Origin of the sequence: Streptomyces sp. 35G-GA-8 (assembly GCF_023534745.1) — a bacterium.
Taxonomy (GTDB): Bacteria; Actinomycetota; Actinomycetes; order Streptomycetales; family Streptomycetaceae; genus Streptomyces.
In genome coordinates this window covers 256,101-271,223 of record NZ_JAMHJQ010000001.1, presented here as the reverse complement: position 1 = coordinate 271,223, position 15,123 = coordinate 256,101, and the positions used below count along the sequence as shown (strand labels likewise).

Below are 15,123 nucleotides of genomic sequence, written 5' to 3'. Positions count from 1 at the left end.
TATGTTCCTCGCGGACCCGCGCACGCACCTGCCACACCAGCCGAGGGACGCGATGAGACTCCGTGCCGTCAGAATCAGCCGATCGCCTCTTCTGCCGCTCGTTCTCCTGATCAGTACGGCGCTGGCCCTGTGGCCCGCCGCCCCGAGCACCGCGCGGCCCTCGACCTGCGAGCCCTCCGTGCCGTACGAATCCGGGACCGAGGGCTACCACACCTTCCGGATCCCGGCCGCCCTCCAGGTGCCGGACGGACCACTGCTCGCGTTCGCCGAGGGGCGGCGTGATTCGGCCGCGGACGACGGCGACATCGATCTGGTGCTCCGGCGCTCGCTGGACGGGGGGTGCACCTGGCAGCCGCTCCACGTGGTCGCCGACGCGGGGGAGGACACCGTCGGCAACCCCGCGCCGGTGATCGATCCGGCCAGCGGGGACGTGGTGCTCGTGACCTGCCGGACGATCGGCGGCGCGACCAAGCGCCAGGTGGTGGCGGGCGCGGTCGCCGGTTCCGTCCGCCGGGTGTACGTACAGCGCAGCACGGACGACGGCCTGAGCTGGTCACCGCAGCGGGACATCACGGCGTCGGTCAAGGCCGCGGACTGGCACTGGTACGCGGTGGGTCCTGGGCACGCGGTGGCGCTGCGCCACGGCCCCCACCGGGGACGGCTGCTGGTCCCCGCGAACCACAGCGCGGGCCCGGCGGCCCGCAGCGGCGCGCACTCCCTCGTCAGCGACGACGGCGGTCTCAGCTGGCGCGTCGGCTATCTGAGCCCCGGGGCCGACGAGCCGCTGGCGCTCAACGAGAGCACGCTGACGGAGCTGCCCGACGGCCGCGTCTACATCAACTCCCGTGATCACGACCGTACGACCGAGGGCTCACGGGCCGACGCCTACAGCGACGACGGCGGACTGACCCTCTCCGTCCCGTTCCGGCCCCAGCCGATGATCGAGGGGCCCGTGGTGCAGGGCAGTGTGCTCCAGGTCCGCGGTCCCACCGGGGACGAGCCGCTTCTGTACTCCGGCCCCTCGGACCCCGGCGAACGGCTCAGGATGCAGGTGCGGGCCAGTGGCGACGGCGGGTTGTCATGGCGACCGGTGTGGACGGTGTCGGAGGACCGGGCGGGCTATTCGGACCTGGTGCAGACCGGCGAGGGGACCGTCGGCCTGCTCTACGAGACGGGACAGCGGACCTATCACGACAGCATCCGCTTCACCCGGCTCCCCTGGGTCTGGAAGCTCCTGCCGGACCTGACGGTTTCTCAGGGCGAGGCGGGCGGCGCGGCCCGGTAGGGCCGGCGGCCGACGAAGGCGCCGGAGCCCCGACCCTCGTAGCGGACTCCCGCCCGGTCCCGCCGCGCCCAAGACCGTCAGCCGTGGTGCCATGGGTCCATGGGCCACCACCTCGAACGGACCGGGCACGTACGGACCGGGCACGTACGGAATGGGCACGTACGCAATGGACACGAACGGAACGGGCCATGACCGGCGCGTCGGCCCTGGCCCCCTGTCTGCGCACCGTGCGGGCCGTGGTCCTCGACACCGACGGGGTCATCCTCGACTCCGCCGGAGTGCACGCCGCGGCCTGGAAGGGCGCGTTCGACGCGTGTCTGTCCGCCGCGGGCATTCGAGCCCCCTTCGACGCGGTGGACGACTACCGCCGCTATGTCGACGGCAGGTCCCGCGAGGACGGGGCGATGGCGTTCCTGAACGCGCGCGGACTCGACCTGCCCTTCGGCGATCCCGGCGACGGACCGGGGACGGCCACCGTCCGGGCCGTCATGGCACGCAAGGAGCGGCTGTTCACGCGGCGACTGCGTGAGCATGGCGTCGACGTCTGGCCGGGGACCGTACGCCTGCTCCACGCGCTGGCCGCCCAGCGGGTGCCGTGCGCCGCCGTCTCGGCGTCCCGGCACGCGTGGGACCTGCTGACGTCGGCCGGGGTGCTCGGTCTGCTGCGGACCGTCGTGGACGGCAACGAGGCCGACCGGTTGGGGCTGCCGGGCAAGCCCGACCCGGCACTCTTCCTGGAGGCCGCGCGCCGCCTCGGGTTTCCGCCCCGGGACACGGCCGTCGTGGAAGACGCGCTGGCCGGTGTCGAAGCCGGCCGGCGCGGCGGGTTCGGCCTGGTGATCGGCGTCGACCGGACGGCCGGGCCCACGAGCGCGGCCGAGCTGCGCGGGCACGGCGCCGATGTGGTGGTCGCCGACCCCGGAGAGCTGCTGACCGAAGAAGAGGACCGGGGCAGCGCGAAGGGGACAAGCGCGGCGGCGACAAGCGCGAAGGGGACAAGCGCGAACAGGAGAAGCGGGTGACCTCACGCGCCTGGACCTGGACATACGAGGGCTACGACCCCGAGGCGGAGCGGCTGCGCGAGGCGCTCTGCACGCTGGGCAACGGCTACTTCGGCACCCGCGGCGCCGCGTCGGAGACATCCGAAGGACCGGCGCACTACCCCGGCACCTACGCGGCGGGCTGCTACAACCGGCTCGTCTCCACCGTCGCGGGGCGTCAGGTCGAGAACGAGGACATGGTCAATCTGCCCAACTGGCTTCCGCTGCGCTACCGCGTACGCCCCGAAGGAACCGCGCCGGGACCGTGGCTCTCACCTGACGGCCCCCACCTCCTCACCCACCGGCAGAGCCTGGACCTGCGGCACGGCACCCTGACCCGCTGGTCGGTGTACGAGGACGGCGCCGGGCGGCGGCTGCGCGTCGAGCAGTGCCGGCTGGTGCACATGGGCGAGCCGCATCTCGCCGCGCAGCGCACCTCGTTCACCGCCGAGGGCTGGGCCGGGACGGTGGAGGTGGAGTCGGGTCTCGACGGCGATGTGCGCAACGCGGGAGTGGAGCGGTACCGCGATCTGGCGAACCGGCATCTGATCCATCTGCGTACCGGCGCGGAGCGCGACGACAGCGTGGTGTGGCTGCGGTGCCGCACCGTCAACTCCGACATCCGGATCGCGCTGGCCGCGCGCACCCGTGTCACCGACCGCCGTCACCTCGCGCCCCGTGCGCGGCTCACCACCGCACAGGCCGTCCAGACCCTCACGATCCCCGTCGGGCGCGACGAGACGGTGACCGTCGACAAGACGGTCGCGCTGTACACCTCCCGTGACCCGGCGATCAGCGGTCCGCGGTTCACCGCGGTCCAGGAGGTACGGCGGGCCGCCGACTTCCCCCGGCTGCTGGCCTCGCACCACCGGGCCTGGGAACGTATCTGGCGGGAGGCGGCACTCGACGTGCCCGGCGAGGCGGGCCGGATCCTGCGGCTGCATCTCTTCCATGTACTCCAGACCCTCTCCCCGCACACGGCGGGACTGGACGCCGGCGTACCGGCCAGAGGGCTGCACGGCGAGGCCTACCGCGGGCATGTCTTCTGGGACGAGCTGTTCGTCCTGCCGTTCTTGAACCTGCACTTCCCCGAGGTCTCGCGGTCCCTGCTCGGCTACCGCTACCGGCGGCTGCCCGCCGCCATCCACGCGGCCCGCAGCGTGGGCCGGCGGGGCGCGATGTACCCCTGGCAGAGCGGGAGCGACGGGCGCGAGGAGACCCAGGAACTGCATCTCAACCCGCGCTCCGGCCGCTGGCTGCCCGACTACTCCCGGCTCCAGCACCATGTCGGCTCGGCGGTGGCGTACAACGTGTGGCAGTACTGCCAGGCCAGCGGCGACATCGAGTTCCTGCACACCGACGGCGCGGAGACGCTGCTCCAGATCGCGCGGTTCTGGGCGAGCAGCGCGGTCTGGGACCCGGCGCTTGGGCGCTACCGCATCCGCGGTGTCGTCGGCCCCGACGAGTACCACGACGGCTACCCGGATGCCACGGTGCCGGGACTGGACGACAACGCCTATACGAATGTCACCGCGGCGTGGGTACTGACCCGGGCCCTCGAACTCTGCCGGACCCTGCCCCTCTCGCACCGCCATCAGCTCTTCGACCGCATCCGGCTCGCGCCGGCGGAACAGGAGGGCTGGGACGACATCGCCCACCGGCTCCATGTGCCGTACCACGCGGGGGTCATCAGCCAGTTCGCCGGATACGGGGACCTCGCCGAACTCGACTGGGAGGGCTACCGGCGGCGGTACGGCGACATCCGGCGGCTGGACCGGATCCTGGAGGCGGAGGGCGACACGGCCAACCGCTACCAGGCGTCCAAGCAGGCCGATGTGCTGATGCTCGGCTATCTCTTCTCGCCCCGGGAACTCGCCGGGCTCTTCCGGCAGCTCGGTCACCGGCTCGACGACGACTCCTGGCGGGCCACCGTCGACTACTACCTCGCCCGCACGAGCCACGGATCCACGCTCAGCTCCCTCGTCCACGCGTGGGTGCTGGCCCGGGCCCGCCGTGACGAGGCGTGGGCCTTCGCCGAGGAGGCGCTGGCCGGGGACGTGGCCGACGTGCAGGGCGGCACCACGGCGGAGGGCATCCATCTCGGCGCGATGGCGGGCACCCTGGACTTCGTACAGCGCGGGCTGACCGGACTGGAGACCCGGGACAACGCGCTGTGGCTGGATCCGGCGCCGCTGCCCCAGCTGTCGAAGTTCGGGGTCGTCATCCGCTACCGCAGTCACTGGGACGTGGATCTCCGTATCCGCGCCGAGCGGGTACGGATCGCCGTGCCGGACGGGAGCGACGGTCCGGTACGGGTGGTGCTCGGCGGGGTCGAGTCCGTCATCGTCCCCGGCACCACGCGCCGGCTCGAACTGCCCGGCAGATGACACGAGGACCGACCGGACAGGACCTGGACTCCCGTCCACGTACGCGCGCTCGAACCGTACGTGCGCGCGAACCGCCCGATACCCGCGTCAGCCGGGGACGAGCACCGCCGCGCCGGTCACCCGCCCGGCCGCGAGGTCGCCGAGCGCGCGGTCTGCCTGGCTCAGCGGATAGCGGCTGATGGTGACCCGGATGCCGATGCGCTCGGCCAGGGCGAGGAAGTCGTGCCCGTCCTGCCGGGTGTTGGAGGTGACGCTGCGCAGATTCCGCTCCTGGAAGAGATGGCGCTCGTAGTTCAGTACGGGAATGTCGGAGAGATGGATACCGGCGATCGAGAGCGTGCCCGACCGGTCCAGGGCCTCCAGCGCCACCGGCACCAGATCACCCACCGGCGCGAACAGGATCGCCGAGTCGAGCGGTTCCGGTGGCCGGTCCCGGTCGCCACCGGCCGACGAGGCGCCGAGTTCCATGGCGAGTTCACGCGCCCGCGCCGACCGGGTCAGGACATGGACATTGGCCCCCTCGGCCAGTGCCACCTGCGCGGCCAGATGGGCGGAGGCGCCGAAACCGTAGATCCCCAGACGCCCGCCGCGAGGCAGCGCGCTGCGGCGCAGCGAGCGATAGCCGATGATCCCGGCGCACAGGAGCGGCGCGAGCAGCGCGGCGTCCTGGTCCTCCGGCAGTCGGTACGCGAACGCCTCCGGGACGATGGCCAGTTCGGCGAAGCCGCCGTCCGCGTCCCATCCCGTGTAGAGGGACCCGGGGCAGAGATTCTCCTGTCCCGCCCGGCAGTAGCGGCAGGTGCCGCAGGTGCCCCGCAGCCAGGCCCCGCCGGCCCGCTCACCGATGCGGAACCGCGTCACCGCCTCGCCGACGGCCGTCACCCGGCCGACGATCTCGTGGCCGGGGATGGACAACGGGCGGTGCGGGGTGAGATCGCCCTCGGTCAGATGCAGATCCGTACGGCAGACACCGCACGCCTCCACCCGCAGCAGCAGTTCACCGGGGGCGGGGACGGGCACGCGGCGGCTGACACGGACCAGCGGCCGTCCGGTGCCGATCGGTCCTGGGGTCTCGACGGCCCAGCCGTCCATGGTCTCCGTGGCGGGCGCGGCGGACGCGGGAGCAGCCATACCTCCAGCCTGCGGCGCACACCGACCCGCGGCAAGCGGGCGCCGTCCCGGCGGCGCGGGTCCATACGTCGTCCGGGTCAGTGGTCGATCGCCGTCGCGGGCGCGCTCAGCTGCCACACGCGCGCCGGGGGGACATTGCCCCAGACGGTGCGGCAGTCGACGGCATGGGCCCGCTGGAAGGAGTCGAGTACACGCACGACTCCGCTGTGCCTGGCCAGGCTCCGGGAGCTGCCGAACACCGCACGCAGCCTCGTGGTGGCGCGATAGCCGAAGTACGTCAGCCGGCCGCCCGGTCCGAGCGCGGTCAGATAGCGCGCGAGCAGGTCGGACACCTCGTCGGGGTGGAAGTTGGTGAAGGGCAGCCCGGACACGATCACGTCGTACCGCGCCGAGGGATCCAGCTCCTGGACCGGCGCGGCGATCAGCCCGACGCGCTCCCCGAGGGCCGCGAGCCGGGGGTCGGTGCGCAGGTCGGCCTGGAGTACGCGGGCGAAGCGCGGGTTGGACTCGACCAGGTCCAGGGTGTCCTCGGGACCGAGCAGGCCGGCGAGGACGCGGGAGACCGCGCCGGTGCCGGCGCCGACCTCCAGCACGGCGCGGGGCCGCCCGGTACGGTCGGCCAGCGGCGCGGCGAGCGCCCGGGCGAGCGGGCGCCCGCTAGGTGTCACGGCGCCCGTCGTACGGAACGTCCGCAGCGTCTCGGCGAGGAACAGCCCCCGGTCGGCGAGCCGCCGGGCCGGGGTACGCCGACGCCGGGCACCGAAGGACCCGGGTATGCCGGTGAGCGAGGGATCGGGCGATGACGTGCCGGACGGTGCGGTGTCCGACGGTGACATGCCGGGTGGCGAGGTGCGGACCAGCGGGGTACGGGGCGGTGGAAGAGCCATGCCGGTGACGCTAGGGAGCGGCCGGGGCCGGGGGATCGGCTGTTGTGCGACAGCGGTGTCCGACGAAAGTAGGGGGTCGCGATGTCCGTCCCGCGGGGGTACGTGGCGTACGCGCGTCCCTAGGATGACAAGGTGAGATCCGAGCCGGGACGCGGAATGCCGCTGTGGGTGGAGGCACCCTCGGCGGTGGTGCTCGCCCTGATGTCCGTGCTGGAGGGCTACCGGTCGGCCGGCGACACGCTGGCGGATCCCGCGCCGTGGATGGCGGTGATCGCCTCGTTCGCGGCGCTCGGCCGCCACCGGTATCCCCGTGCGGCAGCGGGCGTGGCGCTCCTGTCGGCGGCCCTGGGCGCCCTGCTGCCGCTGCTGGTGACGCTGTACCACTTCTCCTCGCGCGGCAGGCTGCGCGAGGTGTGGGTGTGTCTGGGGATCGTCCTCACCACGGGCCTGCCGTGGCTCGCCGTCGCGCTGACCCGGGGACAGCCGCTCTCCGGAGGGCGGCTGAGCAACTGGACCAACGCGGGCTTCGGCAACTCCGTGCTCATCGGGCTCGCCCTGGCGCTCGGCATGTGGCTGGGCAGCAGACGCCGGCTGCTCGCGGCGCTGACGGAGCAGGTGGAGCAGCTGCGGGTGGAGCGCGAACTCCGCGCGGAGCAGGCGAGACTGGCCGAACGGTCGCGGATCGCCCGCGAGATGCACGATGTCCTCGCGCACCGGCTGAGCCTGCTGATGCTGCATGCCGGGGTGCTCCAGCTGCGCGGGGAGGGGATGCCCCCGGCCACCGTGGAACGGATCGCCCTGCTGCGGAACACGGCCGGACAGGCGCTGGACGATCTGCGCGAGGTGCTCGGGGCGATGCGCTCCGACGAGCGTCCCGCCGCAGCGGACGGGACGGCCGGTGCCGCCGGAACCCACGAGGCGGCCGTGCCCGCCCCGGCGCTCCAGGACCTGGCCGAACTGCTCGCCGAGGCACGGGCCGCGGGCCAGCTGATCGAGTCGACGGTGGCCGGCGACGCGGCCGGCACCTCCACCGCCCACCGGCTGGCGGTGCACCGGCTCGTACGGGAGGCCCTGACCAACGCCCGCAAGCACGCGTTCGCGGCGCCGGTCGTGGTGCGTGTGCACTATGGGCCGCCCGCCACCACGGTCGAGGTGGTCAACGGCCCCGCCGGGGAGGCACTTCCGGCATCCGGGGGCCCCGACGCGCGGGCGCCCGGTGGGTACGGTCTGATCGGTCTGGCGGAGCGGGTCGCGGCGCTGGGCGGCCATCTGCACACGGGTGCCACCGGGGGCGGCTGGCGGCTCGCCGCCCGGCTGCCCGTGGCCCCCTCGGACCTCGCCACGCCGGCCGGCTTCTCCACGACGGCGTCATGATCAACGTCCTGGTGGTGGACGACGACGCCCTGGTGCGGCTCGGTCTTGTCGATCTGCTGACCACCGACCCGGAACTGACCGTCGTCGGCGAGGCGGCGGACGGACTGGCCGCCGTCGAGCAGGCGGGCAGGCACCGCGTGGACATCGCGCTCGTCGACATACGGATGCCGCGTATGGACGGTATCGCCGCGACCCGCCGGCTGCGCGCGCTGCCGGCCCCACCGCGGGTGATCACGCTGACCACCTTCGACCTCGACGAGTACATCTACGACGCGCTCGCCGCGGGCGCGGACGGCTTTCTGCTCAAGGACACGGATCCGCTGGAGATCATCCGCGCGGTCCATGTGGTGGCGGCCGGCCAGGGAATGCTGCATCCCGCCGCGGCCCGTCGGGTGATCGACCGCTTCCACCACGCCGAGCGGCCCGCGGCGCTGGCGGCGCGCGCCAGGCTCGCCCGTCTCACACCGCGTGAGACGGACGTACTGGCACGGCTCGCGCTGGGCTGCTCCAACGCGGAGATCGCGGCGGCGCTCGGTATGCGCGAGAGCACCGTCAAGGCGCACATCAGCCGGATCCTCATGGCCCTCGGCGCCGGAAACCGCGTCCAGGCCGCCCTGCTGGCCAGGGACGCCGGGCTCGGCGCTCCCGGCTGAGTCCTGGCCAGGACCGGTTCCGCCGGTCCTGGCCAGGACACGTGTCGTCGCTGACGGCCGCTACGACAGCCTGTCGGCGATCACCGACGCCGCTTCCGCGATCAGCCTGTCGTCGTGTTCGGCGTCCTTGTCGGCGCGGTTCGACATGATCGCCATGACGATGGGGGCGGAGTCGGGGGGCCACACCACGGCGATGTCGTTGCGGGCGCCGTGATAGCTGCCCGTCCCGGTCTTGTCGCCGACCACCCAGCCCTTGGGCACCCCGGCCCTGATGAGCGCGTCCCCGGTGGTGTTGGTCCGCAGCCACTGCGTGAGCTGGGCCCGTTCGGCCTCGGGGAGGACATCGTCGAGAACGAACGCGCGCAGATCCTCGGCCAGCGTGCGCGGCGTGGTCGTGTCCCGTGTGTCGCCCGGGACCCATTCGCTCAGATCGGGCTCGATGCGATCCATCCGGGTGACGTCGTCGCCGATGTCCCTGAGTACGGCCTGGAGGCCCTTGGGACCGCCGATTTCGTCGAACAGCAGATTGGCCGCGGTGTTGTCGCTGTAGCGGACGGTGGCGTCACACAGCTCCTTCAGGCTCATCCCCGTCTCGACGTGCTTCTCGGTCACGGGCGAGTTGGCGACCAGATCGTCCTTGGAATAGGTGATCACCCGGTCCATGCCGCTCAGGGTGTACTTCTTCAGCACGGCACCGGCCTCCAGCGCCTTGAACGTGGAGGCGAAGGGGAACCGCTCACCGTCGTTGTACGCCACCTCGCGCCCGGTGCCGGTGTCGATGGCGTAGACACCCAGCCGCGCGTCGAACTCGCGCTCAAGTTCGTGGAGCTCACCGGCGAACGGCTTCGCTGCGGCCGGACTCGGCTTCGACGTATCGACGGACGGGGACGCCACGGCGGAGGACGCCGAAGAGGCCGCGGACGCGCCCTGGCCGCAGGCCACGAGCGGGACGAGGGCGAGCGAGGCCAGCGCACCGAGAGCGGCGCGCCTGACACGGGTGTGCTTCATGGTTCGAACCTCCGGGGCGCCCCGCACGCGGGGCGCGTAGGGGATGGAGTGACACCGCCCCATCCCGATGCGTGGTCGTGGTCGTGGGTGCCGTGACCACCCTCGCCTCCCCGCGGTCATGCGGTCCAATACGCTCATGCGCGGTTCCATGCCGATCTGGCATAGAGTGCGGGCTGTGGATCTGGTGGGAGCGTGTCGCGCGTTCGTCAGCGTCAGCGAGCACGGCAGTTTCACCGTCGGAGCGTCCGCTGCCCGGATGTCCCAGTCGGTGGCCAGCCGCCGCGTCGCCGCGCTGGAGGAGCACTTCGGTGAGCAGTTGTTCGAGCGCACGTCGCGACGGGCCGTCCTGACCCCCTTCGGACGGGACATGCTGCCGGCGGCCAGGCAGCTCGTACAGACGGCCGAGGTGCTGCTGAACGAGGCGGCGGCCGCCAAGCGCAAACCCTGGCGGCTGGCGGTGCCCGGCATCTGCTCCACGGCCGGTCTCGCCCGGCTCGTCGCCGAGGCGCGGGGACACGGTGTCACGCTCGAACTCCGCGTCGCGGCGCCGGCCCGGCGCAGGGAGCTGATCCACGCCCAGCAGGTACGTGCCGCCGTGCTCGCGGTGCCCGCCGACGAGGCGACGTGGTCCGTTCCGCTCGGTCTGGCCAGTGCCCAGGATCCCGGCATCAGACGTGTGTATGTCGAGACGCTGCGGTTGGGACGAGGCTCCCCCGGCCCGGCCCGGCGTATCTGGATCCAGCCGGAGGACGATGTGCCGCACATCCGGGACCCGCTGACGCGGCTGCGCGACGCGGTGGGACTGCGGCCCGCCCAGCTCGTCGCCTCGGCCGATCTGACGACCGCCGCGGCGGAAGTCCTCTCCACCCACGACCTGTTGCTGTGCTCACCGGCACAGGCCGAGGAACTCGCCCTGAACTGGCGGCCCATCGGGGAGATCACGCTCAGCCGGGGGTTCGCTCTCACCGCCGCGGCCGACGGCAATCCACAGCACATCGAAGCGCGCCTGGGCGACGCCCTCGCCCGTCTCCTCGGCGCGGACACCCGGGCGGGCACCTCGGGAGGGGCGGCGGCGTGAACACGGAGGCACTGCTCGGCGACATGCGCCGGCAGCTGAGCGACGGAGGTCTGCACGGCTGCCTGCTCGTACGGGATCTGCACACGGGAGAGGAGCTGGGGATCGACCCGGACACCCAGCTGCCCGCCGCTTCCCTGGTCAAGGTCCCGCTCGCGCTGGCGACTGCGGAGCGCGTCCGGCGGGGCGAACTCGACGGGGCGACGATGCTCGACGTGCAACCCGGGCGGATCACCACACCGGGCCCCACCGGGCTGAGCCGATTCCGCCACCCCAGCCGGATCGCCATCGACGACCTGCTCTATCTGAGTACGTGTGTGAGCGACGGAACGGCCGCCGACGCGCTGTTCGACCTCACCCCGCCAGGACAGGTCGCCGACATCCTCCACGAACTCGGCGTCCGCGGCATCACCGTCCGGCACGGCATGCTCGAACTGTCCGACACCCCCGCGGAACGCTTCGACGCCGCGCAGGCCCATCTCGCGCACGCCCTGGCCATCGACGCGGGCACCGGCGGACGTGGACACCGGGTGCCGCAGCTCGACACCACCCGCGCCAACACCGGCAGCGCACGCGCGTACGTCGAACTGCTCCAGGCCCTGTGGACCCCCTCGGCGATCCACCCCGAGGTGGCCGAGCGCGTGCGCGGTCTGATGCGGAACAACGTGCTACGGCACCGGCTCACCCCGGACTTCAGCTCCGACGCCACCACCTGGTCCTCCAAGACCGGCACCCTGCTCAATCTCCGCCACGAGATCGGTGTCGTCGAACACTCCGACGGCCAGGCCTTCGCCATCGCCGTTCTCACCGAGTCACTGGTCCCGGCCGGCACGCAACCTGGCGCCGACGCCCTCATGGCGCAGGTCGCACGCGGCCTGCGCGATCACCTCAGGCAGCTTTAGCTTCAGGGCGTGTCGGCGGCGGAGGCGCGGCACAGCGCGAGCACGGCGATGTCGTCCTGCTGATGTCCGGCGGCGAAGGTACGGGAATCCGCGTGGAGCGCGCGCGTGAGCCGGCCCGGAGGCTGCCCCGCCTCCTCGGCGAGACGCTTCCTCAGCGGGAAGAACGTGCCGTCGGGCGACCGCGCCTCGGTCAGCCCGTCGGTGCAGAGCAGCAGCGTGGTGCCGAAGGGGAAGTCGAACCGGCCGACGGTGCGGGCCGCGGGCGCCAACGAGCCGAGGCCGAGGGGGAGATCGGCCTCTTCGAGGAGTACGGAGACGGTCGCGCCCGGTCCCACGAGATACGGGCGGGGGTGTCCGCAGCTGATGGCCTGCACCGTCGTCGAGTCGTCGATGCAGAGGACCAGCGCGGTGACGAACCGTTCGGGCTCGTCGGCGTCGGCGGCGATGGCGTTGTGCCGTACGACGGCCTCCTCCAGAGCGTCCACGAGTCCGGAGAGCGTCCTCTCGCGGTACGCCGCCTCGCGGAACGCGCCGATCACGGCGAAGGCCGCGCCGATGGCGGGCAGCCCCTTGCCCTGGACGTCACCGATCAGTACGCGGGTGCCATAGGGCGAGGCCGCCAGGTCGTAGATGTCGCCACCGACGAGTTTGTCCTCCTGGAGCGGCTCGTAGACACCGTCCATCAGCACCTGGTCGGTCAGCAGGGGAAGCGGCCTGAGGATGCTCCGCTGCATGGCGGTGGCGGTCGACCGCAGCCGCAGCATCTCGTTCTCGTGCCCGATCCGGTACCGGCAGCCCAGCACACTCAGGCCGCCGAAGACAGCGGTGAGCGTCAGCGCCACGATGTCGTCGCCCCGGCTCTGCTCGGGGTGGTACAGCAGGGACAGCGCCACCGCGGCGGCGGACCAGCACGCGGTGTACACCGTCTGCCGGACGCTGCAGAAGGCGGCGGCGAACGCGGGGAGGAAGACGAGCAGGCTGATCAGGCGCAGTCCGGTGCCGGTCAGCAGGCCGAGCACCAGGATCAGCGCGGTCAGCCCCACCACCCAGAGCAGGAGGGCGCCGTTCGACGGCCGTCGTGCCCGGTGGGCCTCCGGATCCGCCGGCTCGCCGGCCCTGGTGGCCACACCGCGCTCCCTTCGCCGTCGGACTCTCCCCCCACCTTCGGTCCGGGCCCTCGGGCCCGCGAGCGGCGAGGAGCACACGTGTGATCACGGCGTGGGGGATCGCGGCACCCCCGCCGTGCCCGCGGTCACGTCCGGCCGCGGGCGCGGCGGGTGCGGCTACCGCAGGTCGATCTGGAACACCCTGTCCGCGCCGGCCGGCTCACCACCGTTGGCGTCGGCGTTGGTCGTCGCCAGCCACAGGGCGTTCTGGCCGGGGAGCTTCTCCACCGTCCGCAGCCGGCCGTACTGACTGGCGTAGTACGCGACCGGCGTGCCCGTGCCCGTACCGGTGACCGGCACGCGCCACAGTCGCTCGCCGCGCAGCGCCGCCAGGTAGAGCGCGCCGTCGGCGAACGCGACCGCGCTGGGGGAGGCCTCGCTCGTGGTCCACTGCCGGGCGGGGTTGGTCATGCCCGCGGTGGTGCAGCTGCCCTCGCAGACCGGCCAGCCGTAGTTCTTGCCTGACTCGATCAGATTCAGCTCGTCGAACCGGGTGTTGCCGAACTCGGCCTCCCACAGCCTGCCTTGCGCGTCCCAGGCGAGCCCTTGGGGGTTGCGGTGGCCGAGGGAGTAGACGAGCGTGCCGAAGGGGTTGCCGGGCGCGGGCCTGCCGTCCGGCGTCATCCGCAGGATCTTGCCGCTGAGCGAGCTCTGGTCCTGTGCGAGGTTCGCGTTCTGCGCGTCGCCGGTGGTGGCGTAGAGATAGCCGTCCGGGCCGAACTTGAGGCGCCCGCCGTTGTGATAGCGGTTCTTCGCGATTCCGCTGACCAGCACGGTGTAGCCGCCGAGCGAGGTGCCGTCGTAGGTCATCCGGACGATGCGGTTGTCGCTGGAGGACGTGTGCATCAGATAGATGTGGCGGTCGCTGTTCCAGTTCGGCGAGACCGCGATGCCGAGGAGCCCGCCCTCGCCGCCGGTGGTCACGACATTGGGCACGGTGCCGACCTGCGTCCTGGTGCCGGACTGCGTGAGCTTGAAGATCTTGAACGAATCCCGCTCGGTGACGAGCGCCGCGCCGTCGGGCAGCCAGCCGAGTCCCCAGGGGACGGTCCAGCCGGACGAGACCGTCCGGATGGCGGACGGGACGGAGGCGATGCCGCTGTCGGTCCCTTCCGTGGCGTTTCCCGTGCCGGCGGTGGCGAGCAGGCCGGCGGTCATCGCGGTCGCGGCGGCGACGGCGGTCAGTGCGGTGGGCAGGAGCCTGCGGGCGGTGTGGGGGTGGCGTGCCATGGAACGGCCCTCCTGGGGGAGTCGGTATGGCTGGAACGTCGCGCGGGCCGGTGGATGTCCGGCCGTGAATGACGAGCACCTGACAAGGGCTTCGGGCTCCTGAGGGAACGTAGGAGGTGTGTCATGGCCGGTCAAGGGCGACGGACGCGCGTTCCAACGCGCTTTCGGATTGGGGTGGTTGGGGCGGATGTATACGGTCGTCTCACCCGTACGGCCCACACCCGCTACCCGAACAGGTGGTTTGGCTTTGGCGTCCGTCTTCCGCGGCGACGGCGTCCGGCAGTCTCCTCCCGTGCCGGAGAGCCCGGCCCGAATCGTGTCAGGAGAATTCATGTCGGCTTACAAGCTGAACTGGGTCGCCGCGGCCGCCGCTCTCGCGGGAACGATGCTTGTCGCGTCGATGACGCCGACCGCGTCCGCGCAGCCGGATGCGGACAGGACGGTCAGGACGGACAGGGCGGAGAGGGCGGTCACCGTCCAGCAGCTCAGCCTGCGTCTGGCCGCCGACCCCGGCCAGGTGGCCAATGTGAAGGGCGGTGGAAGCGCGAACGGCACGCCGGTCATCCAGTGGCCCTGGTCCGGCACCCCGAACGAGCGCTGGGAGGCCACGGCCAAGGGCGGCGGCTACTACCAGTTCGCCTCCCTGGAAAGCGGAAAGTGCCTGAACGTCAAGGGCGGTGGGAACGCCAACGGCACCGCGGTCATCCAGTGGACCTGCGGCAACGACGCCAACGCGCTGTGGAAGTTCGTCCCCAAGGGCATCGGCTACGAACTGGTCGTCAAGTCCAGCCAGAAGTGCCTCAATGTCAAGGGCGGTCTCGGCCGGGGCAACGCACTGATCCAGTACACCTGTACCGGCGTCGCCAACGACATCTGGCTGCCCGTCTGGGAACACTGACGGCCGCCCCGCGCCGTGTCGGTCCGGCCCGCTGACGAGCGGCCGGACACACGGCGCGGCTGACCCCGCGATCGGCTCGCGAGAGGG

Annotated in this window: 13 protein-coding genes; 8 read left to right on the top strand and 5 right to left on the bottom strand. The window is 72.2% G+C overall.

What is annotated here, in order from left to right; genetic code table 11:
- The first annotated feature begins 52 nt into the window (after positions 1 to 52).
- The 3 genes from M1203_RS01175 to M1203_RS01165 all read left to right on the top strand — a co-directional run bounded on the left by M1203_RS01175 (position 53) and on the right by M1203_RS01165 (position 4,712).
- On the top strand, positions 53 to 1,285 hold the full coding sequence (locus M1203_RS01175; RefSeq protein WP_249947538.1) for an exo-alpha-sialidase: 1,233 nt from the start codon (positions 53 to 55) through the stop codon (positions 1,283 to 1,285).
- 188 nt (positions 1,286 to 1,473) lie between these two features.
- Entirely contained in the window at positions 1,474 to 2,307 is an 834-nt protein-coding gene (locus tag M1203_RS01170; protein WP_249947537.1) for an HAD family phosphatase, read from the top strand.
- Positions 2,304 to 4,712 carry a glycosyl hydrolase family 65 protein gene (locus M1203_RS01165; protein ID WP_249947536.1) on the top strand — a complete coding sequence of 803 codons (2,409 nt, stop codon included), beginning with the start codon at positions 2,304 to 2,306 and terminating at the stop codon, positions 4,710 to 4,712. The genes M1203_RS01170 and M1203_RS01165 overlap by 4 nt, the downstream gene beginning before the upstream one ends.
- Positions 4,713 to 4,799: 87 nt before the next feature.
- Here the strand turns inward: M1203_RS01165 and M1203_RS01160 are convergent, their stop codons facing one another.
- Positions 4,800 to 5,804 (bottom strand): zinc-binding alcohol dehydrogenase family protein, encoded by a 1,005-nt coding sequence (locus M1203_RS01160; protein WP_249947900.1) that lies wholly within the window; start codon positions 5,802 to 5,804, stop codon positions 4,800 to 4,802.
- A gap of 116 nt (positions 5,805 to 5,920) precedes the next feature.
- Positions 5,921 to 6,730 carry a class I SAM-dependent methyltransferase gene (locus M1203_RS01155; RefSeq protein ID WP_249947535.1) on the bottom strand — a complete coding sequence of 270 codons (810 nt, stop codon included), beginning with the start codon at positions 6,728 to 6,730 and terminating at the stop codon, positions 5,921 to 5,923.
- 132 nt (positions 6,731 to 6,862) lie between these two features.
- Between M1203_RS01155 and M1203_RS01150 the strand changes: the two genes are divergently transcribed.
- Positions 6,863 to 8,104 carry a histidine kinase gene (locus M1203_RS01150; RefSeq protein ID WP_249947534.1) on the top strand — a complete coding sequence of 414 codons (1,242 nt, stop codon included), beginning with the start codon at positions 6,863 to 6,865 and terminating at the stop codon, positions 8,102 to 8,104.
- A complete protein-coding gene (locus tag M1203_RS01145) occupies positions 8,101 to 8,757 on the top strand; it encodes a response regulator transcription factor (RefSeq protein WP_249947533.1) in 657 nt (218 codons plus the stop codon). The genes M1203_RS01150 and M1203_RS01145 overlap by 4 nt, the downstream gene beginning before the upstream one ends.
- Positions 8,758 to 8,817: 60 nt before the next feature.
- Here the strand turns inward: M1203_RS01145 and bla are convergent, their stop codons facing one another.
- A complete protein-coding gene (gene bla / locus M1203_RS01140) occupies positions 8,818 to 9,765 on the bottom strand; it encodes a class A beta-lactamase (protein WP_249947532.1) in 948 nt (315 codons plus the stop codon).
- A gap of 175 nt (positions 9,766 to 9,940) precedes the next feature.
- On the opposite strand from bla, the gene M1203_RS01135 reads away from it, so the two are divergent.
- Together M1203_RS01135 and M1203_RS01130 are read left to right on the top strand one after the other, a co-directional pair.
- Positions 9,941 to 10,843, top strand: a complete 903-nt coding sequence (locus tag M1203_RS01135; protein ID WP_249947531.1) for a LysR family transcriptional regulator — start codon at positions 9,941 to 9,943, stop codon at positions 10,841 to 10,843.
- A complete protein-coding gene (locus M1203_RS01130) occupies positions 10,840 to 11,742 on the top strand; it encodes a serine hydrolase (RefSeq protein WP_249947530.1) in 903 nt (300 codons plus the stop codon). The genes M1203_RS01135 and M1203_RS01130 overlap by 4 nt, the downstream gene beginning before the upstream one ends.
- 2 nt (positions 11,743 to 11,744) lie before the next feature.
- On the opposite strand, the gene M1203_RS38980 is transcribed toward M1203_RS01130, so the two are convergent.
- Together M1203_RS38980 and M1203_RS01120 are read right to left on the bottom strand one after the other, a co-directional pair.
- The gene (locus M1203_RS38980) at positions 11,745 to 12,869 is read right to left on the bottom strand and encodes a PP2C family protein-serine/threonine phosphatase (RefSeq protein WP_249947529.1); all 1,125 of its coding nucleotides are present in this window, start codon (positions 12,867 to 12,869) and stop codon (positions 11,745 to 11,747) included.
- 156 nt (positions 12,870 to 13,025) lie between these two features.
- Complete coding sequence (locus tag M1203_RS01120) at positions 13,026 to 14,138, bottom strand: sorbosone dehydrogenase family protein (RefSeq protein ID WP_249947528.1); 1,113 nt, start codon at positions 14,136 to 14,138, stop codon at positions 13,026 to 13,028.
- A 331-nt stretch (positions 14,139 to 14,469) separates the two neighbouring features.
- Between M1203_RS01120 and M1203_RS01115 the strand changes: the two genes are divergently transcribed.
- Positions 14,470 to 15,036 (top strand): RICIN domain-containing protein, encoded by a 567-nt coding sequence (locus tag M1203_RS01115; RefSeq protein ID WP_249947527.1) that lies wholly within the window; start codon positions 14,470 to 14,472, stop codon positions 15,034 to 15,036.
- Positions 15,037 to 15,123 lie beyond the last annotated feature (87 nt).